This is a genomic window from Arthrobacter sp. JB02-1C, assembly GCF_057748045.1.
The window spans coordinates 2,469,740-2,487,363 of sequence record NZ_CM173235.1 but is presented as its reverse complement, the minus strand read 5'-3'; the positions used below and the strand labels follow the sequence as shown (position 1 = coordinate 2,487,363).

Below are 17,624 nucleotides of genomic sequence, written 5' to 3'. Positions count from 1 at the left end.
CAGCTCAGCCGGCGCGGAAGAGCCGGACGGCGTCGCGCATGGAGGCGCGGGCCCGCTTGCGGTCCCCGGCGGCGTCATAGGCGCAGCTGAGCCTGAACCAGGACCGCCAGTCCTCCGGCGCCGCCTCGGTCTCGGCCCGGTACTTCTCGAATTCCCGGTCCGCCGCTTCGCGGATGATCCGGCCGGCGGGGGTGCGGGGCAGGGTGTCTTCGGGCAGGCCGCCCTCCGCCTCCAGGATCTTCGCCAGGCGTTCGGTGCGGGCGCCGAAGAGCAGTTCCCGGACCAGGGCCCAGGCCCCGATGACGGGCAGCAGCAGGTACGCCAGGCCCAGGATCTTGGCCACGGCGTTGGGGTCGGCCAGCAGCAGCACCGAACGCTGCAGCGAGACCACCAGGTAGAACACCAGCAGGAGGGTTACCGCCCCCACCCAGATCTTGGTGCGGTTGGCTTTGAACAGGGTCAGCGCGTTGGCCATCAGAGACCCAGTTCCAGGTAGCCGTCGAGGCCGACGGTGAGCCCGGGGTGTCCGGCGACGTTGCGGATGCCCAACAGTACGCCGGGCATGAAGGAGGCCCGGTCGAACGAGTCGTGCCGGAAGGTCAGCTGCTCCCCCGTGCCGCCCAGCAGGACTTCCTGGTGGGCCACCAGGCCGCGGAGCCGGACGCTGTGCACCCGGACGCCGTCCACGTCGGAGCCGCGAGCGCCCGGGCGTTCGCTGCTGGTGGCATCCGGGCTCGGCCCGACACCGGCGGCGGCGCGCTCGGCGGCGATCAGCTGGGCCGTGCGCACGGCGGTGCCGGAGGGCGCGTCGACCTTGTCCGGGTGGTGCAGTTCAATGATCTCGACCGACTCGAAGTAGCGCGAGGCCTTCGCTGCGAAGGCCGAGGCCAGGACCGAACCGAGGGCGAAGTTCGGGGCAATGAGGACACCGACGCCGGGCCGGCCGGCCAGCAGCGCCTCGAGCCGGTCGAGCCGGTCAGCGTCCCAGCCGGTGGTCCCGACGACGGCGTGGATGCCGTGTTCGACGGCGAACCTCACATTCGCTTCGGTACTTTCGGGGACGGTGAGGTCCACCATGACGCGGGCGCCGGCGCCGACCAGCGTGTCGAGGGGATCGTTCCGGCCCAGGGCCGCAACAAGTTTGAGGTCTTCGGCGGCTTCTACGGCCCTGACGGCCTCGGCGCCCATGCGCCCGTTGGCGCCCAAAACGGCGACGGCGAGTTGTTCGGTCATGCCATCAACCCTACCGCCGCACCGCGGGGCGGCCGGCACCGGGAGCGGCGTCAAGCGGCGTCCTGGACCGCCCTCAGCCGCCGGCGCCGACCCACTCGACGGTCCCGTCGGCGAAGAACTGTTCCTTCCAGACCGGAACCTGGGCCTTGATCCGGTCCACCAGCTCGGCGCACACCGCGAAGGCCTGGCCCCGGTGCGCGGCGGACACCGCGCACACCAGCGCCGGGTCGCCGATCTCCAGCATTCCGGTGCGGTGCGCGGCCCAGATCCGCACCGGCTGCGCGGGTGTCTCCGCCCCGTCCGGCGCGTCCGTGCCGGACGGTGCGTGCTCGGCGACGAGCTGCGCGACGACGTCGGCCATGACCTGATGGGCGGTCGGATGTGCACTGTAGCTGAGCCGGCTGACCGGTTTGCCGCCGTCGTGGTTGCGCACGACGCCGCTGAAGCTCACCACCGCACCGGCGGTGTCCGATTCGACCGCGGCGATCGCCTGGTCCACCGAGATGGGGTCCGGGCTCAACACGGCGTGCAGGATTTCAAAGCCGGAGTCAGTGCCCATGGCTGCCTTCCAACTGGTCGCAAAGGTGTCCGATGATCGGGTCCAGCACGCTGAGGCCGTCCATAACGCCCTTGGGCGATCCGGGGAGGTTGACGATGAAGGTGCTTCCGGCCGCGCCGGCATGGCCGCGGCTGAGCAGGGCGGTGGGGGTCTTGGCCGCGCCGGCGCTTCGAAGGCCTTCCATGATGCCGGGGATCTCGCGGTCCAGCAGCGGCAGCGTTTGTTCCGGAGTGGCGTCGGTGGGGCTCAGCCCGGTGCCGCCGCTGGTGATGATGACGGCCGGGCGCTGGGTCAGCAGGGCACGCAGGGCCGCGCCGACCGGCCCGCCGTCGGGAACCACCATGGCGGGAAATGCTTCGAAGCCGTGTTCGGCCAGCCAGTCGGCGATGACGGGGCCGGTCAGGTCTTCGTAGATACCGGCGGCGGCGCGGGTGGAGGCGATCACGATGCCGGCTTTCCGGCCGGTGGCCTCGCCGTGGCGGTGCGGCTCGGGCTGGTTCATTCCGGTCGGGCTCATCGTGTCCAGTCCCCGCTCTTGCCGCCACTTTTGGCCAGCACCTTGATGTCGGTGAGCACCGCGTGTTTATCGACGGCTTTGATCATGTCGTACACGCTCAGGGCGGCGACGGAGGCCGCGGTCAGCGCCTCCATCTCGACGCCGGTGACGCCGCGCGTTTTGACGGTGGCGAACACTGTCACCGAGTCCACGTCGAGTTCGAAGTCGACCGTGACCTTGGTGATGGGCAGCGGGTGGCAGAGCGGGATCAGCTCAGGGGTTTTTTTCGCGGCGAGGATCGCGGCGACGCGGGCCACGGCCAGCGCGTCGCCCTTGGGCAGTTCGCCGGCGCCGAGCAGGGCCAGGACCTCGGCGGTGCTGTTGACGGTGGCGGTGGCGGTGGCTTCCCGGGTGGTCTCGGCCTTGTTGGACACGTCCACCATCTGGGCGGTGCCGTCCTGGCGGAGATGGGTCAGCACGGGCACCGCCGGTGGGGCGGGCGCGGCGGGGTCTGAAGAATCGTTCTCTGCTGGGTTCACAGGATCCATAGTTCCACCTCATCGCCCGCGGCGAGCGCAGTCGTCCCGACCGGGACGTGGACCAGCGCGTTGGAACGGGCCAGCGCGTGCACCAGGTGGGAGCCTGCACCGCCTTCAAGGCGGACCCTGCCGTCCGGTCCGACCGTTCCGCGCCGGACCTGGTGCTTGGCTTCCGGCGAGGTCAGGGCCTCCGCCAGCCGGCCCCGGACCACCGGCCGGGGCGCCGGCGAGCCCAGCAGCTCCACCAGCACGGGCCGAAGAAACATTTCGAAGGACACCAGGCAGCTGACCGGGTTCCCCGGGAAGCCGAGGACCGGGACCCCCTCAAAGGTGCCGATGCCCTGCGGGCCGCCCGGCTGCAGGGACACGGTGCCGAATTCGACGTCGTATCCCGCCATCGCCTGCCGGACCACCTCGTAGGCGCCCTTGCTGACTCCGCCGGTGGTGATGATCAGGTCCACTGCCGCAGCCTCCCGGCGCAGCAGGCGGCCAAGCTCGGCGGGGTCGTCGGCCGAGATCCCGGACCGGGTCACGCTAAGGCCCGCCTGGCGCAGCGCCGAGGCCAGCAGCGTGCCGTTGACGTCGTAAATCTTTCCCGGTGCCAGCGGGGTGCCCGGTTCCACCACCTCGTCGCCGGTGCTAACCAGCAGCACCCTGATGGCGGTGTGCACCGGGACCTCCGTGATCCCGAGGGCGGACAGCAGGCCCAGCTGGCCCGGTCCGAGGCAGGTTCCGGCGGCAAGCGCTGGCTGCCCGGCGGCGATGTCGCTGCCGGCGTCGCGGACGAAGGTTCCCGGCGGCGCCGGCGGAAGGCGGACGGTGGCAGCCGCACCCGGGTCGGGGAAGGCATCGGGGACTGCCTGTTCGATCGGCACCACGGCGTCGGCGCCGGCGGGAAGCATCGCCCCGGTCATGACCGGGGCAGCGGTGCCCGGTGCCAGTGCTGCCGGTTCGGCGCCCGCAGGGACGGGGTCTGCGACCGGCAGCTCCGCGCCGCCGTCGGGCACGTCGGCGCTGCGGATGGCGAAGCCGTCCATCTGGGAGTTGGCAAAGGGCGGCAGGTCCAGCGGCGCCAGCACGTCCGCGGCCAGTCCGCGGCCCAGGGCTTCGGGCACCGGCACCATCTCGCGGCGTCCGGCCAGGGGCGCGAGCAGTTCCCGTACCTTGTCCCGGTGTGCTTCGACAGTGACCGGTGCGTGCGCTGTGCGGTGCATGCGTTGCTGGCTTTCGGTTCGGGGGACTAGGAGTTCACGTCCACTGTAACGGTGTGGTAGCCCGTGGCCCCGTTGGGCGCCGGGGGCGCCGTGGCTTCCACCTGTGGGACGCCGTCGAGGCCGGTGGCGCGGACCTGCACCTCATGCCGGCCCGAGCCCAGCGGCACGGCGGTCCTCCACTGGTACCAGGTGTCCGTGGAGATCCCGGGGGCCAGCTCGGCTTGATGCCATTCGCCGCGGTCCACCCGCAGTTCCACCTTGCCGACGCCGCGGTGTTGCGCCCACGCCACGCCGGCGAAGGTCACCGTCCCGGCCCGCACGCTCCGCCCGGGGCGCGGCAGGTCGATCCGCGACGCGGTCTTGATCGGTCCGCGCTCGCTCCAGCCGCGCGGGGTCCAGTATCCCTCGTCGGCGGCGAACCTGGTCAGTTTGAGTTCGGTGACCCACTTTGTGGCCGACACGTAGCCGTACAGGCCCGGCACGATCAGCCGGACGGGGAAGCCGTGTTCGAGCGGCAGCGGCTCGCCGTTCATCGCCACCGCGAGCAGGGCGTCCCGCCCATCGGTGAGTGCCTCCAGCGGGGTCCCGGCCGTCCAGCCGTCGATGCTCCGGGACAGCACCATGTCCGCGCCCTGCCGGGGGCCGGCCTGAGCCAGCAACTCCCGGACCGGCCAGCCAAGCCAGCGGGCATTGCCGATCAGGTCACCGCCTACCTCGTTGGAAACGCAGGCGATGGTGATGTGCCGTTCGGTCAGGGGTTTGGCGAGCAGGGTGTCGAAGTCCACTTCCACCTCGCGGTCGACCATGCCGGTGACTTTGAGTTTCCACTGCCGGGGGTCCACGAGCGGGACCCGGAGGGCGGTGTCGATCCGGTAGAAGTCCTTGTTCGCGGTGACCAGGGCCGGGAGCCCGGCCAGGCCGAGGTCGGCGCCCGCCGGGATCGCCGGCGCCGGGGACGCGGGCGCCGGCAGGACCAGGGAACTGCGCAGACCGGCGACGGCGTCGGCCGCTCCGCGGAGGGTGGACGCCAGCACCCCGCCCACGGCAGCCGCCACTGCGGTGCCGCCCAGCGACTGCAGGAACCGCCGCCGGGCGGGACCGCCAACCTGCTCCAGTGCGGCCTGGTCCGGTGCGGCCTGCTCCGGTGCGGCGGCGGCCGCGAGGGCGTCCTGCCACCCCCGGAGCCGGCGGACAAGCCACGTCAGCAGCATCATGCCCAGCGCCGCGCTCAGCACGGGCATCGGGATGGCGTTGCCGGTCGCCTCGGCCCGGCTGAGCACCGCCGCAACGCCGGCCAGGCCGAAGACTGCGATCAGGGCCAGCCCGGCAAACCGGCGCCGCCACTCCAGCAGGCCCGCCAGCGCGGCCAGCAGCGCGATGACCAGGCCCATGCCCGTGAGCAGGGCCAGCTTGTCCGCGGTGCCGAAGAGCGCGATGACCCGGTCTTTGACGCCGGGCGGGACCGCATCGATCACCGCCCCGCCGACCGCCGTGACCGGTGAGACCGAGGGACTGAGCAGCCCGGCAGCCAGTTCGCCCAGGACGACGCCGGCGCCGACGGCGGCGACCCCGGCCGCCGCCGCCCACCAGGTCAGGGGCCGCCTGCCCGGCCGGGCCGCTCCCCTGCTGGCCGCTGCCGGCGCGGCCTGGGAGGTGTTCATACCTCCAGCATAAGTTCGCACGCCCGCGGGCGTGATGCCTGGCTCACAGTGGCGTAGCCTGACGGTATGAGTGTTCAGCTTGGCATGCCCGGGCCCCGCCCGTCCGGCGCCTCCGGCGTGTCCGGCACCGGCACCCCGGCGCCGGAGGCCGGGCGCCCGGACGGGATGCCGGCAGGCCTGCAGGACCGTTACGGCCGCCGCGCCACCGACATGCGGCTCTCGCTGACGGACAAGTGCAACCTTCGCTGCAGCTATTGCATGCCGGCCGAGGGGTTGGAATGGCTGGCCAAGCAGGCGGTCCTGACCGCGGACGAGATTGTGCGCCTCGTGCGGATCGGTGTGGACCTGTTGGGGGTGCGCGAACTCCGGCTCACCGGCGGTGAGCCGCTGGTCCGGGCCGACCTGCTGGAGATTATTGCCGCGCTCCGCCGGGCCCACCCGGACCTGCCGATCTCGATGACCACGAACGCCGTCGGGCTGGACAAGAAGGCGGCCGGGCTGAAGGCAGCGGGCCTGACCAGGATCAACGTGTCCCTGGATTCACTGCACGAAGAGACGTTTGCCAAGTTGACCCGCCGTCCGTTCCTTAACCGCGTCCTCGCCGGCGTTGACGCCGCCTGGGCAGCGGGGATGGGGCCGGTCAAGCTCAACGCCGTGCTGATGCGCGGCATCAACGACGCCGAGTCCCCCGCCCTGCTGGCCTGGGCGCTGGAGCGCGGCTATGAGCTGCGGTTCATCGAACAGATGCCGCTGGACGCGGACCACGGCTGGACCCGGCGGAACATGATCACTGCCGCCGAGATCCGCGAGCTGCTCTCGGCGGACTATGTGCTCGGCACTGACCCGCGGGAGCGCGACGGCGCGCCGGCCGAACGCTTCGAGGTCCGGGCCCGCATCCCGGGCACGGATCAAGCCACCGGCCCCGTGCTGGGCACTGTGGGGATCATCGCCTCGGTCACCGAACCGTTCTGCGCCGACTGCCGCCGGACCCGCATCACGGCGGAGGGCAAGATCATGAGCTGCCTGTTCTCCCGCGAGGAGACCGACCTGCTGGGGCTGCTGCGCAGCGGGGCGAGCGACGAGGAACTCGCCGGGCGCTGGCAGGATGCCATGTGGCTCAAACCCAAGGCCCACGGCATGGACCACGTCGGGCTGGACGCACCGGACTTCGTCCAGCCGGACCGCAGCATGAGCGCCATCGGAGGCTGAAACCGCTGTGCATGTACGTTACTTCGCTGCCGCGCGCGCCGCTGCCGGCACTGACGAGGAAAAGTTCGAGTTCCCCGACGGCGCCACGCTGCCGGCCCTGCTGGCGGCGATCCTCGCCGTCGAACGGCCCGAGCCGCCGGCCGGCACGCCGCCGCTGTCCCGGATCCTGTCCAGGTCGAGCTTCCTGCTCAACGAGGTGGCGGTGCGGGATCACGCGGCGGCGGTCCTGGCGCCGGACGACGTCGTGGACGTGCTGCCGCCTTTCGCCGGCGGGTAGCAGCGCCGCCGGTAGCCGCCCGGGCCCGGCGGAGCGGAGCTGCCCGCCTCAGCCCGCGGCCAGGGCCTCCCGCACGCTCTCGGCAACCGCGGCGGCACCTGCCTCCCCCATCACGATGGTGTAGTGATTCACGTCCGGCACTTCCCGAACCTGCAGGGCCGGCAGTTTCGCGGCCCAGTCCTCCAGGTAGCCGGGCGCATACAGCGCGGCTGGCTCGTTCAGCAGGCCCCGCGGGGCGCGGAGCACCCGGGTGTCCACAGCGAGTTCCTCCAGGGCCCGGAGCAGCGAGGCGCCGCGGTGCAGTTCAGCCGTGTCTTCGGCCATCGCCTGGTACCGGGTGGCGGGCCGGAGCTCCGGCGCTTCCCCGGTCAGGTCGTAGTCAACGTAGGCTTCCACGAGCGGGCTCCAGTCGGCGCTGAACGCCGGGTGCTGCCGCCAGAAGGAGCGGTACACCTCGCGGCTGGGGAAGGTGGCGTTCAGCCGCTCCGCGGCCGGACCCAGCACCGCGGCGACGATCGCCTCGTCCGAGAGGCCCTCCGGTACCTGCAGCGGCAGTCCGCCGTCCACCAGCACCAGCGAGCGGACGCGCTCCGGAAAGAGATTTGCCAGGACGAGCGAGGCAAAGGCACCCATCGAATGCCCCACCACGACCACGGGCCCCGGGGCCAGCGCCGCGAGGACGGCGGCGAGGTCCTCGGCGTGTGAAGGCATGCCGTACGGCGCCGGCAGTGCGTTGCTGCGTCCCCGGCCCCGCAGGTCCGGGGCGATGACGCGCACATCCGGCAGTGCGGCCGCAAGGCAGGGCCAGGCCTTGTGCGAGGCGGTCACCCCGTGCACGGCGAGGACCGTCGGGGCGTCCGGATCCTCCGGCCCCCAGATGGCGGTGTGCATCGTCCCGCCACGGACTTCCACTTCGACGGTGCGGTAGGTGTCCCTGCTGGCTGTCTGCGTCATGGTGTTGTCCCTTCCTGGGGCGGGGTGGGGTTCGTGGCGGCCGCCGGGGAGCCCGGGGCCAAAGCGCGTTCGATGAACTGCATCATTTCTTCGAAGACGTCGTCCGGTACGTCCGGCCGGGCGCCGGGCACCGGCTCGCTGCCTTCCTCGTCCCACAGCACCCAGCGCATGCCGATCAGTTCACCGATGCCCATCAGGGCCCAGGCCGCCACGGTGGGGTCCATCTCCCGGACCTCGCCGCTGTGCTGGGCCGCCTTGAGGCCTTCGATGTAGCCGTTGACAATCCGGGTGTAGTGCAGCCGGAGGGCCCCGGGTGAGACGAATTCGGCCTGGCGGATGATCCGGTAGAGCGCCGGATGCTGGGCGGTGAAACGGAAAAAGGCCCGGAAGCCTGCCCGTTCTGCCTCCAGCCGGGTGGCGGCACTCCTGGCGGCGTCGGTCATGGCATGCCGGACGCGCCGGTTCAGGTCCTCGACCACCTCATCGAAGATCGCCTGCTTGCCGTCGAAGTAGAGGTAAAAGGTGCCGAGTCCGACGCCGGCCGCCTCGGTGATCTTCACGATCGAGGCCTCGTGGTAGCCGACGGAAGCGAAAACCGCCTCCGCGGCTTCGAGGAGCTTGGCCCGGGTGCGGGTGCCGCGGGCGGTGCGCGGCGTGGCACTCATGACCGCTCCCCTGCCGCCGCGCCGGCCGCCAGGTCCTGGCGCAGCCGGGCGCGCAGCACCTTGTTCAGTGCGGTGCGGGGCAGCGCAGGGACCAGTTCGATCCCGGCCGGGACCTTGTAGCGGGCCAGCTGCGAGGCGCAGTGCTCCAGCAGTTCCTGCTCGTCCGTGGCCATGCCGGGGCGGACCACCACGAACGCCCGGCCGCTTTCGCCCCACTGCTCGTCTGCCACGCCGACGACGGCGGCCTGCGCCACCGCCGGGTGGCCCAGCAACGCGGCCTCGACCTCGGCCGGGGCCACGTTTTCGCCGCCGGAGATGTAGATGTCCTTGAGCCGGTCCACCACCTTGATGTACCCCTCGGGGTCGCGTTCGACAAGGTCTCCGGTGTGCAGCCAACCGTCGGCCAGGACGGCGGCGGTGGCGGCGGGGTCCCGGAAATAGCCGGCAAACACGCCGGGCCCGGCGACCAGCAGTTCGCCGGTGGCGGCTCCCTCGAGGATTTCCCCGGTGGCCGGATCCGCGACCGCGACGGTGACGTGCGGGTACGGTTTCCCCGAGTAGCCCACCATCCGGGTGGCGTCCTCGTTGGCCAGGCACAGCACGTTCGGGGAGGCTTCGGTGAGCCCGTAGCCCTGGCTCAGCGCCACTCCCCGCCGGTGCCAGATCCGCAGCAACGGCGCGGGCATCGGGGCGCCGCCCACCACGGCGTGCCGCAGGCTGGACAGTTCCGCGCGGGCGAAGTCGGGGTGCTCGGCCAGCATCAGGTACTGGGTGGGGACCCCCATCAGCATGGTCACGCCCCGTTCCGCGATCAGTTGCAACACCCGGCCCGGCTCGAAGCCGCGCTCCAGCACCACGGTGGCTCCGGTCCACCACGCCAGCAGCGGCTGGATGTTCCAGCCGCCCACATGGAATTGCGGCAGCACGGCCAGCACCACATCACTGCTGCCCATGTCCAGGGCGCGGGACAGGGAGAGGTTGTTCCAGAAACAGTTGGCGTGGGTCAACACCGCGGCCTTGCTGGTGCCTTCGGTGCCGGAGGTGAAAATCATCAAGACGGCGTCGTCGTCGCGCACCTCCCGGCGGGGCCCGGCCGCCGGGTCCGAGACTGCCGGGTAGGGCGCCGCCGCGCGGACGCGGGACGGTGGCGGGGCGGCTCTTTCCACCCCGCCCGGGCCGAGGGCGGCGGTCCGCGGCCGGTGCGCCAGCAGCGCGCACGCGGCCGCGGCGAGGGCGTCGAGCTCGCCCTCCACCAGGAGCAGCTGCGGCTCGGCGAGCTCCAGCTGGGCCGCGAGCTCCCGGGGTGAGAGCCGCCAGGACAGCGGCACCAGGACCAGCCCGGCCTTGGCGCAGGCGAAGAAGGCCACCACGTGGTCCGAGCTGTTCCCGGTCAGGCTCGCGATCCGGTCGCCGATCCCGTAGCCCGCGGCCCGGAAGCCCTCGGCGAGGGACGCCGCCCTGCGTTCCAGCTCGCCGTAGCTCAGGGTGCAGCCGCGGTCATCGATCGCGATCCGGTCCGGGCCGGCCAGGCTGCGGTCCGTGGTCCAGCGGCCCAGGGTATGCAGGCCGTCCGGCACCCGGGAACCGGAGGCGTTGCTCATGCGGCGTCCTCGAGGATCTCGCTCGGCGTGGCCGTGCTCTGCCCGCTGCTGCGGGGGCCGCGGCGCCGGCGTCGCGCCAGCCGCTGGGCGGTCCCGGTCAGGCCGCCGGGCAGGAACAGCACCACCAGCACGAACAGGGTGCCGAGGATGAACAGCGGCTCCGACAGCGGCACGCGCAGGATATCCGGCAGCGCCTTGACCGCCTCGGAGTTCGCGAGGGTGGTGAGCCGCTGGTCGAGGATGGTGTAGAAGACGCCGCCGATCACGGCGCCCCAGCGCGAGCCGACGCCGCCCAGTACCACCATCACCAGCAGCGTGATGGTCAGGTCCGCGGACATCGCCCGCGGAACGGCACCGCTCTGCAACAGCAGGAAAACCATGCCGATGATGCTGACGAGCACGGCGGAGACCACGAAGACCAGCAGCTTCACCAGGTAGGGCTGCAGCCCCAGGACGCGGACCCGGAGTTCGTTTTCGCGGACCGCGGCGGCAGCATGGCCGGCCCGGGATGACTGCACCCAGGTGACCACGACGAACACCGCCACCAGCACCGCCAGCGCCAGCCAGTACAGATTGCGGGTGTTCACCACGCCGACCAGGAAGTCCGGCAGGTTGTCCGTCCGCAGCGTCAGTCCCTCGTCCCCGCCGGTCTTGCCCTCCGGGTTGCGTCCGACGATCACCGAGCCTGCCTGGGCGAAGGCGAGGGTGACCATCGCGAACGGGATTCCGCTGACGCGCAGGCTGATGCTGCCCACCACGTGGGCCAGCACAATGACGATCAGCAGGGTCAGTCCCATCGCGGGCAGCAGCGGGATGTCCAGGTTCTGCAGGATGATCGCGAGCCCGTAGACGCCGGCGCCAAAGTACAGGGCGTGCCCAAAGGACAGCAGTCCGGCCACGCCCAGCAGCAGGTGATAGGTCAGCGCCGCAGCGGCCATCAGCATGCACATGGCCAGCAGCTGCAAGGATCCCGGCGTATAGCTGGGTCCGGGCAGCACACCGGGCAGCGAAAGGTTCAGCAGCGGCAGCAGGACCAGGAGCAGCACGCCCGCGGCGCCGCCGGCCCACGCCGCGATCCGCCGGCCGGTGATGCGGCCGCGGCCGGGGCGCGGCCGGGTGACGGCGCTGGCACCGCGCTGACCGGTTCCGCCGTCGCCGCTGCCGCCGCGGCCCGCGGTCTGGCCCGCGTTCACGGTGTCGTCGGTGCTATTGGTATCAGTGTCGGTGGTCATGCGGTTCTCCCGAGCAGGCCGGTGGGACGGAACAGCAGCACGAGGGCCAGCGCCAGCACGACGACGAAGTCGCCCGTGCCGCCGAGGTAAAAGTTCGCGAACTGCTGCAGGACGGCGACGGCGACGGCGGCGATCGCCGCACCGGGCAGCGACCCGAGCCCGCCGATCACGGTGACGATGAAAGCGAAAATGAGCAGCGAACCGCCGAGCATCGGGGACACGTAGCCGAAGTAGTGCGAGGCGAGAACGCCGCCGAGGCCGGCCGCCGCCCCGCCGATGGTGAAGACCAGGGTGAAGGCTTTCCGGACGTCGATGCCCAGGGCGGTGACCATGGAGCGGTTTTCCACCCCGGCCCGGATGATCATCCCGTAGCGGGTCTTCCTGAGGAAGAAAACCATGGCCAGCAGCACCAGCACGGCGGCGATGATGCAGACGAAGCGGTCGTTAGGGACCCGGGCACCGAGGATCTCGGTGGTGTCCTTGAACCAGGCCGGCCCCTGGATGAACACCGGGTCGGTGCCCCAGATGCCGTCAAAAAGTGCCACGGCGGCAAGCGAGAGACCCACCGTGACTAGGACCTGTTCGATGTGCCGCTGGTAGAGCCTGCGGATCAGGACGAATTCTGTGAAGGCGGCAAAGGCTGCCCCGGCGACGGCCCCGATGAGAAGGGACAGCAGGAATGTTCCCCAGCTGTCTGAGCCGGTGCGGCGGGCAATTTCCCAGCCGGTGAAGGCACCCAGGGTCAGGAAGGCCCCGTGCGCGAAGTTCAGCACCCCCATCAGGCCGTAAATCAGGGACAGGCCGGCTGCGACGAGGAAGTACAGCGCGCCCAGGCCAAGGCCGGTAAACAACAGCAGGACCACGGTATTCACAGCGCAGCGCCTTTCTCGACAGGTGTCCGGGCCGGGCCGCCGGCTGCTGCCCCTGCTGCCTCGGCCGACTTTTCGGCTCCCCCGGAGTCGTTGGAGACGCCCAGATGCCGCTGGATCAGGCCGGGGTCGTCGAGGAACTCCAGGGCCGGGCCGGTATGGACGACGCGGCCGCCGGAGAGGACGACGGCGCCTTCGGCAAGCTGGCGGACGACGTGCAGGTTTTGTTCAACGAGCAGGATCGGGACGGTTTTGGCGGCCTCAGCCAGCGTTTCGGCAACCTCGCCGACGATTTTGGGGGCCAGGCCCTTGGTGGGCTCATCGACGAGCAGGATCTTGTTGGTATTGAGCAGGGCGCGTGCCAGCGAGACCATCTGCTGCTGGCCGCCGGACAGTGTTCCGGCCATTTGCGCGGAGCGGGCCAGCAGATCCGGAAACAGCTCTTCGACCAGCTGCCGGCGGGGGGCGGCGTCCCGTTCGGCAAGCCGCAGGTTCTCCGCCACCGTCAGTTTGGCGAAGACCTCGCGGTCCTCCGGAACGTAGCCCACGCCGCTGCGGATGATCCTGAACGTGGCGTCCTTTTCGATCCGCTGGCCGTCGAGCTCAACCGTGCCGCTGCGGTCGATCAGGCCGATGATGGCCTTGATCGTGCTGGTCTTGCCGACGCCGTTGCGGCCCAGCAGCGCCGTGATGCCGGTGGCCGGAACGACGAAGGAGACGTCTTCGACCACCTGCTGGCCGGCGATCGTCGCGTGCAGGCCCTCGACCCGCAAAATCGGCCGGGTTTCGGTGGACCGGGGTGCGGCTGCGGTGCTCATACGGGTTCTCCAAGGTAGGCGCTTTGCACTGTGGCGTCTGCCATCACGGCATCGGGGCTGTCCAGGGCCAGCAGGCTGCCGTGGTGCATCACGGCCACCCGGTCCACCAGGCCCAGAACGACATCCATGTGATGCTCCACCATCATCACCGTGCAGCCGCGGTCCCGGTGCATTCCCCGGATGATCGCGGTCAGGGCCGGGACGTCCCCCGATGCCACCCCGGCCATCGGTTCATCCAGCAGAACGACGGCGGGGTCCGTCGCCAGCAGCACCGCGATCTCCACCTTCCGTTTCTCGCCGTGGGAGAGATCGCCGGCCGCCGCCGTCAGCTTGCTGCTCAGGCCGACCTCGGCGATGGTCCCGCGCGCGATCCGCGTCGCCTCGTCCGAGCCGGACGGGAAGCGCAGGATACTGAAGCTCCCGCCCAGCTTGGCCTGGGCGGCCAGCCGGACGTTCTCCAGCACGCTCAGGCGCGGAAACAGGTTGGAGGTCTGGAAGGTCCGGCCCAGCCCTGCCCGGGCGCGTTGGTGGATCGGCGCGGCCGTGATCTCCCTGCCGTTCAGCGTGATGCGGCCGGCGCTGGGCCGCATCACGCCGGAAATCAGGTTGAACAAGGTGGTTTTGCCGGCCCCGTTGGGGCCGATCACGCCGATCATCTCACCGGCGCCGACGGCGAAGCTGACATCCTGGAGGATGCGGGCACCGCCGATCTGCAAACCAAGGCCGTCCACCGCCAGGGCGGGCAGGGCTGGGGTAGTCATTCGGATCCTTCACTTCTCGCTGGCTGGTCTGGGCTGGAACAGGCACACGGCCCGCGCCGTGCGGCTACTTCTTTTCCGGCGGCGCGACGGTGTCGCCCGGAACCACCTTGACGAGCTCGGCAGCCCAGGTACCGCCCTTTTGGACGAGCTTGGCCTGGTACATGTCCTGGATCAGGGCGTGGTCCGAAGCCCGGACCGTCTCCTTGCCCTTGGGCCCGTCAAAGCTGAAGCCCTCGAGCGCCTTGACCATGGCATCGGCGTCATTGCCGCCGCCCTTGATGGCCTGGACGATCATCTGGCCGGCAACGAATCCATCGGGGGTGAACAGGTCGGCCTTCTTGCCGGCCTTCTCGACGGCGGCGATCATCTTCTTTTCCACCTCGGTGCCAGCGGCGCCCGGGAAGTAGTGGTTGAGGAAGCTGATCTTGGCGGTGGCTTCGCCGTAGGCGCCGAAGGTTGACGCGTCGCCCAGCCCGGTGACGATCGGAGCAGCTTCGAAGGCGCCCTGCTGGCTCAGTGCCTGCCACATGGTCCCGGAGGTCGCCCCGGCCCAAGCGACGAAGACCATGTCGGGTTTGGCGTCTACGAGCTGGCGGGCGAAGGGCGTGAGCTCCTGGCCCTCAGGAACCAGGACGGACTCCACGGTGGCCCCCTTCGCACCGAGGACGGCCTTGACGGCTGCGACGTTGCCCTGGCCGAAGGCGTTGTCCTGCGCGAACACGACGACCTTCTTGCCCTTGGTGTCGATGAAGCTTCCGGCAGTGGCGACGTCCTGCAGGCTCTGCCGGCCGGAGCGGAAGGTGTATTTGTTGATGCCCTGGATGGCGTCGGTCGCAGCAGGTCCGGAGATGTAGACCACCTTGTTCTGCTGCGCCTGTTCGGCCAGCTTCAGGGCGATGCCCGAGACGACGGTTCCGCCGATGACCTTGTAGCCCTTGCCGATCAGGTCCTTGGCAGCGGTGACTGCCTTGTCCGGGTCGCCGCCGTCGTCCGCATAGGTGAGGTTGATCTTGGCACCGTTGACTGCTCCTGTTCCGCCGGTGGCATAGTCGATGCCCGCCTGCAGGCCCTCGTAGTAGGTGGCGCCGTAGGCCGCCAAGGGGCCGGTCTTGGAGTAGATGATGCCGACGTTGACCGGCTCGGCCGCCTTGCTGGCGCCATCGGAGCCGGCCGGCGCGGCGGAGCCGGCGGTGGGCGCACAGGCGCTGAGGGCGAGCCCGGTGGCCATGACGGCGGCCATCAGGAACTTCTTTGTATCCTTCACGGGATGCCTTTCGTTGAGAATCCGCGGAATCTGGCAAGAGATTTGGGTAGAACCTGAAAGGTGATTCAGATTACCGCCAATCTATGATGCGGCTCACAGCGTGTCAACGGATTTCAGGGGCTGCTTTGCAACGAAATGGCAACGGTTGGTGCCCGCGGGAACGTCGGACGCTCCCGAAGAATGCCCGCGGGAGCGTCAGGCGGGAACGGCGGCGGCGTCGGCCACGCGGCGGCACACCGTTCTCAGGACGGGGCTGAACTCGCGGGCGGCACCGAGCCGCAGCCCTGCAGCGTGGATCAGCCGGTCCTGCTCCAGCCGCAGCGTGTGCCGGGCGACCCCGCGGGCACTGCGGCGCTCAATGGTCAGGGTGCCGTCATGCCAGCTGGCCCGGACAGGACCTTCCGCGGCGCCGGGGCTGTTGACGTGGTACCAGAGGGTGTCGGCATGGGCCCGGTCCGTGGTGAAGACCCCGATGCCCTCGGTCTTGGCGCCGTCCGGTTCCTGGTGCCGGTAGCTCATGGTCATGGCCAAGCCGGCGGCGGCCCGGGCAAAGACGATGTCGGCGGCAGCGGTCCGGGCCGGCGCCCAGGCCGTGGCTTCCCACCGCGTGGTGCCGCTCCAGTGTCCGAGAAACCCTTCGAGCGCCTCCTGCGCGCTGCCCGCCAGCGGTCGGTCCATGCTGCCTCCGAGGGGCACTCCGGTGTGGCCCCGCCACCATCATCACGCCGGGCCGCGGCGCTGTAAAGCGGCGCCCGGCGGGGGCGGAGCGGCGCCCGGCGCCCGGCGGGGGCGCCGCGCCGGACCGAAACGAGGGCTAGAGCCCGAAAGTCTCGGTTTCCTCGAACGGGCCGACGACCGTGACGGTGCGCGGTGCGGCGGCGAGTTCGCGGGCCAGGGCCTGGACGTCGGCTGCGGTGACCGCCTGGATCTGGCCCAGGGTTGCATCAATGTCCTGGTATTCACCGGAGACCAGCTCGGCGCGGCCCAGCCGCGACATGCGCGAGCCGGTGTCCTCCAGCGCCAGCACGATTCCGCCGCTGAGCTGGCCCACGGCCTTGCGCAGCTCGTCCTCGGTGATGCCGGACGCGGCCAGCTTGTCCAGCTCGGCGCCGAGGAGCTCCAGGACCTGGCGGACCTTCGAGGGAGTGCAGCCGGCGTACATCCCGAAGTAGCCGGCGTCAGCGTAGGAGGACGCGAAGGAGTAGGTCGAATACACCAGACCGCGCTTCTCGCGGACTTCCTGGAACAGCCGGGACGACATGCCGCCGCCGAGGATGGCGTTCAGGACGCTCATCACGTAGCGGCGCTCGTCGGTGGCGACGATCGTGGGGCAGCCCACGATGATGTTGGCCTGTTCCACGGGCCGCTTAATGACGTGCAGCCCTGCCGTTCCGGAGATCGCCGCACGTTCGGTGGACCGGCGCTGGACGGGTGCGGCGTCGTGCTCCAGGTCCCAGCCGGCCGCATCGAGTGCGCCGACCACCAGGCCGCAGACGACGTCGTGGTCCAGTCCCCCGGCGGCGGTAATCACGAGCTCGTCGGGGCGGTAGTAACGGCGGTAGTGGTCCCAGACCGAGTCGCGGGCCACGGCGCGGATCGCGTCCGGGGTTCCGCCGATCGGGCGGCCCAGCGGGTGGGTGCCCAGGACCGCGGCGACAAAGTGCTCGTGCGCGACGTCGGTCGGGTCATCGCTGTCCATCGCGATTTCCTCGAGGATGACGTCGCGTTCCTGCTCCATCTCCTCCGGATCCAGCACGGCACCGGTGATCATGTCGGCGATGACGTCAATCGCCATCGGCAGGTCCGTGTCCAGCACCCGGGCGAAGTAGCAGGTGCTTTCCTTCGCGGTGGCCGCGTTCGATTCCCCGCCCACCTCATCGAAGGCGGACGCTATTTCCAGTGCGGTCCGACGCTTCGTGCCCTTGAAGAGCAGATGCTCCAGGAAGTGCGTGGAGCCATGCTGCCCCGGGGCTTCGTCGCGCGAGCCGACGCCGACCCAGAAGCCGATGGTGGCCGACCGCTGCCCCGGCATCGCCTCGGTCAGCACCCGGACGCCTCCCGGCAGCACCGAACGCCGCACCTCCGACCCGCCGTCGGCGCCGTGGATGAGGGTGTCAGCGTGCTGGTTCTGCTCGAGTGGCAGAGGGACGACAGTCATTAAGGCCTTTCCATGAAACCGTCAGTGAAAATGTGCGAAATCTGGCAGCAATCCTACCTGCCTTTAACGGCTGCGGGGCCGGTGGACGAATCCACCGGCCCCGCAGCTTGGGTC

19 protein-coding genes are annotated in these 17,624 nt (G+C 70.5%); 2 read left to right on the top strand and 17 right to left on the bottom strand.

Features of this window, described 5'->3' with window-relative positions; all coding sequences use genetic code 11:
- Positions 1–4: 4 nt before the first annotated feature.
- From AC3ANP_RS11735 to AC3ANP_RS11705, 7 genes are all read right to left on the bottom strand, one after another.
- Positions 5–475 (bottom strand): hypothetical protein, encoded by a 471-nt coding sequence (locus tag AC3ANP_RS11735; RefSeq protein WP_488330356.1) that lies wholly within the window; start codon positions 473–475, stop codon positions 5–7.
- On the bottom strand, positions 475–1,233 hold the full coding sequence (dapB, locus tag AC3ANP_RS11730; RefSeq protein ID WP_488330355.1) for a 4-hydroxy-tetrahydrodipicolinate reductase: 759 nt from the start codon (positions 1,231–1,233) through the stop codon (positions 475–477). The genes AC3ANP_RS11735 and dapB overlap by 1 nt, the downstream gene beginning before the upstream one ends.
- Positions 1,234–1,306: 73 nt before the next feature.
- Positions 1,307–1,792, bottom strand: coding sequence for a molybdenum cofactor biosynthesis protein MoaE (locus AC3ANP_RS11725; RefSeq protein ID WP_488330354.1), 486 nt, complete (start codon positions 1,790–1,792; stop codon positions 1,307–1,309).
- The gene (locus tag AC3ANP_RS11720) at positions 1,782–2,309 is read right to left on the bottom strand and encodes a MogA/MoaB family molybdenum cofactor biosynthesis protein (protein WP_488330353.1); all 528 of its coding nucleotides are present in this window, start codon (positions 2,307–2,309) and stop codon (positions 1,782–1,784) included. Before AC3ANP_RS11720 ends, AC3ANP_RS11725 begins: the two co-directional genes overlap by 11 nt.
- Positions 2,306–2,731 (bottom strand): cyclic pyranopterin monophosphate synthase MoaC, encoded by a 426-nt coding sequence (gene moaC, locus AC3ANP_RS11715; RefSeq protein WP_488333034.1) that lies wholly within the window; start codon positions 2,729–2,731, stop codon positions 2,306–2,308. Before moaC ends, AC3ANP_RS11720 begins: the two co-directional genes overlap by 4 nt.
- Before the next feature lie 92 nt (positions 2,732–2,823).
- Positions 2,824–4,041, bottom strand: coding sequence for a molybdopterin molybdotransferase MoeA (locus tag AC3ANP_RS11710; RefSeq protein ID WP_488330352.1), 1,218 nt, complete (start codon positions 4,039–4,041; stop codon positions 2,824–2,826).
- Between the two features lie 26 nt (positions 4,042–4,067).
- On the bottom strand, positions 4,068–5,702 hold the full coding sequence (locus AC3ANP_RS11705) for a molybdopterin-dependent oxidoreductase (RefSeq protein WP_488330351.1): 1,635 nt from the start codon (positions 5,700–5,702) through the stop codon (positions 4,068–4,070).
- Between the two features lie 66 nt (positions 5,703–5,768).
- Between AC3ANP_RS11705 and moaA the strand changes: the two genes are divergently transcribed.
- On the top strand, positions 5,769–6,911 hold the full coding sequence (gene moaA, locus AC3ANP_RS11700) for a GTP 3',8-cyclase MoaA (RefSeq protein ID WP_488330350.1): 1,143 nt from the start codon (positions 5,769–5,771) through the stop codon (positions 6,909–6,911).
- Positions 6,912–6,918: 7 nt separating this feature from the next.
- On the top strand, positions 6,919–7,188 hold the full coding sequence (locus AC3ANP_RS11695) for a MoaD/ThiS family protein (protein WP_488330349.1): 270 nt from the start codon (positions 6,919–6,921) through the stop codon (positions 7,186–7,188).
- A 48-nt stretch (positions 7,189–7,236) separates the two neighbouring features.
- On the opposite strand, the gene AC3ANP_RS11690 is transcribed toward AC3ANP_RS11695, so the two are convergent.
- From AC3ANP_RS11690 to AC3ANP_RS11645, 10 genes are all read right to left on the bottom strand, one after another.
- The gene (locus tag AC3ANP_RS11690) at positions 7,237–8,142 is read right to left on the bottom strand and encodes an alpha/beta hydrolase (protein ID WP_488330348.1); all 906 of its coding nucleotides are present in this window, start codon (positions 8,140–8,142) and stop codon (positions 7,237–7,239) included.
- Complete coding sequence (locus AC3ANP_RS11685) at positions 8,139–8,807, bottom strand: TetR/AcrR family transcriptional regulator (RefSeq protein ID WP_488330347.1); 669 nt, start codon at positions 8,805–8,807, stop codon at positions 8,139–8,141. The genes AC3ANP_RS11690 and AC3ANP_RS11685 overlap by 4 nt, the downstream gene beginning before the upstream one ends.
- Positions 8,804–10,408, bottom strand: coding sequence for a class I adenylate-forming enzyme family protein (locus AC3ANP_RS11680; RefSeq protein WP_488330346.1), 1,605 nt, complete (start codon positions 10,406–10,408; stop codon positions 8,804–8,806). Before AC3ANP_RS11680 ends, AC3ANP_RS11685 begins: the two co-directional genes overlap by 4 nt.
- Positions 10,405–11,640, bottom strand: a complete 1,236-nt coding sequence (locus AC3ANP_RS11675; RefSeq protein ID WP_488330345.1) for a branched-chain amino acid ABC transporter permease — start codon at positions 11,638–11,640, stop codon at positions 10,405–10,407. The genes AC3ANP_RS11680 and AC3ANP_RS11675 overlap by 4 nt, the downstream gene beginning before the upstream one ends.
- Entirely contained in the window at positions 11,637–12,512 is an 876-nt protein-coding gene (locus tag AC3ANP_RS11670) for a branched-chain amino acid ABC transporter permease (protein ID WP_488330344.1), read from the bottom strand. Before AC3ANP_RS11670 ends, AC3ANP_RS11675 begins: the two co-directional genes overlap by 4 nt.
- Entirely contained in the window at positions 12,509–13,327 is an 819-nt protein-coding gene (locus AC3ANP_RS11665; RefSeq protein WP_488330343.1) for an ABC transporter ATP-binding protein, read from the bottom strand. Before AC3ANP_RS11665 ends, AC3ANP_RS11670 begins: the two co-directional genes overlap by 4 nt.
- Positions 13,324–14,088, bottom strand: coding sequence for an ABC transporter ATP-binding protein (locus AC3ANP_RS11660; RefSeq protein ID WP_488330342.1), 765 nt, complete (start codon positions 14,086–14,088; stop codon positions 13,324–13,326). The genes AC3ANP_RS11665 and AC3ANP_RS11660 overlap by 4 nt, the downstream gene beginning before the upstream one ends.
- 64 nt (positions 14,089–14,152) lie before the next feature.
- The gene (locus AC3ANP_RS11655) at positions 14,153–15,352 is read right to left on the bottom strand and encodes a substrate-binding domain-containing protein (protein ID WP_488330341.1); all 1,200 of its coding nucleotides are present in this window, start codon (positions 15,350–15,352) and stop codon (positions 14,153–14,155) included.
- 195 nt (positions 15,353–15,547) lie between these two features.
- The gene (locus tag AC3ANP_RS11650; protein ID WP_488330340.1) at positions 15,548–16,030 is read right to left on the bottom strand and encodes a DUF1579 domain-containing protein; all 483 of its coding nucleotides are present in this window, start codon (positions 16,028–16,030) and stop codon (positions 15,548–15,550) included.
- A 136-nt stretch (positions 16,031–16,166) separates the two neighbouring features.
- The gene (locus AC3ANP_RS11645; RefSeq protein ID WP_488330339.1) at positions 16,167–17,510 is read right to left on the bottom strand and encodes a M16 family metallopeptidase; all 1,344 of its coding nucleotides are present in this window, start codon (positions 17,508–17,510) and stop codon (positions 16,167–16,169) included.
- Between the last annotated feature and the right edge of the window lie 114 nt (positions 17,511–17,624).

Coding starts and splice junctions, on each gene's coding strand:
- moaA (WP_488330350.1), top strand. CDS start 5,769: ATGAGTGTTCAGCTTGGCATGCCCGGGCCCCGCCCGTCCGGCGCCTCC.
- AC3ANP_RS11735 (WP_488330356.1), bottom strand. CDS start 475: ATGGCCAACGCGCTGACCCTGTTCAAAGCCAACCGCACCAAGATCTGG.
- AC3ANP_RS11645 (WP_488330339.1), bottom strand. CDS start 17,510: ATGACTGTCGTCCCTCTGCCACTCGAGCAGAACCAGCACGCTGACACC.
- moaC (WP_488333034.1), bottom strand. CDS start 2,731: ATGGTGGACGTGTCCAACAAGGCCGAGACCACCCGGGAAGCCACCGCC.
- dapB (WP_488330355.1), bottom strand. CDS start 1,233: ATGACCGAACAACTCGCCGTCGCCGTTTTGGGCGCCAACGGGCGCATG.
- AC3ANP_RS11685 (WP_488330347.1), bottom strand. CDS start 8,807: ATGAGTGCCACGCCGCGCACCGCCCGCGGCACCCGCACCCGGGCCAAG.
- AC3ANP_RS11650 (WP_488330340.1), bottom strand. CDS start 16,030: ATGGACCGACCGCTGGCGGGCAGCGCGCAGGAGGCGCTCGAAGGGTTT.
- AC3ANP_RS11710 (WP_488330352.1), bottom strand. CDS start 4,041: ATGCACCGCACAGCGCACGCACCGGTCACTGTCGAAGCACACCGGGAC.
- AC3ANP_RS11725 (WP_488330354.1), bottom strand. CDS start 1,792: ATGGGCACTGACTCCGGCTTTGAAATCCTGCACGCCGTGTTGAGCCCG.
- AC3ANP_RS11705 (WP_488330351.1), bottom strand. CDS start 5,702: ATGAACACCTCCCAGGCCGCGCCGGCAGCGGCCAGCAGGGGAGCGGCC.
- AC3ANP_RS11690 (WP_488330348.1), bottom strand. CDS start 8,142: ATGACGCAGACAGCCAGCAGGGACACCTACCGCACCGTCGAAGTGGAA.
- AC3ANP_RS11680 (WP_488330346.1), bottom strand. CDS start 10,408: ATGAGCAACGCCTCCGGTTCCCGGGTGCCGGACGGCCTGCATACCCTG.
- AC3ANP_RS11660 (WP_488330342.1), bottom strand. CDS start 14,088: ATGACTACCCCAGCCCTGCCCGCCCTGGCGGTGGACGGCCTTGGTTTG.
- AC3ANP_RS11665 (WP_488330343.1), bottom strand. CDS start 13,327: ATGAGCACCGCAGCCGCACCCCGGTCCACCGAAACCCGGCCGATTTTG.
- AC3ANP_RS11675 (WP_488330345.1), bottom strand. CDS start 11,640: ATGACCACCGACACTGATACCAATAGCACCGACGACACCGTGAACGCG.
- AC3ANP_RS11720 (WP_488330353.1), bottom strand. CDS start 2,309: ATGAGCCCGACCGGAATGAACCAGCCCGAGCCGCACCGCCACGGCGAG.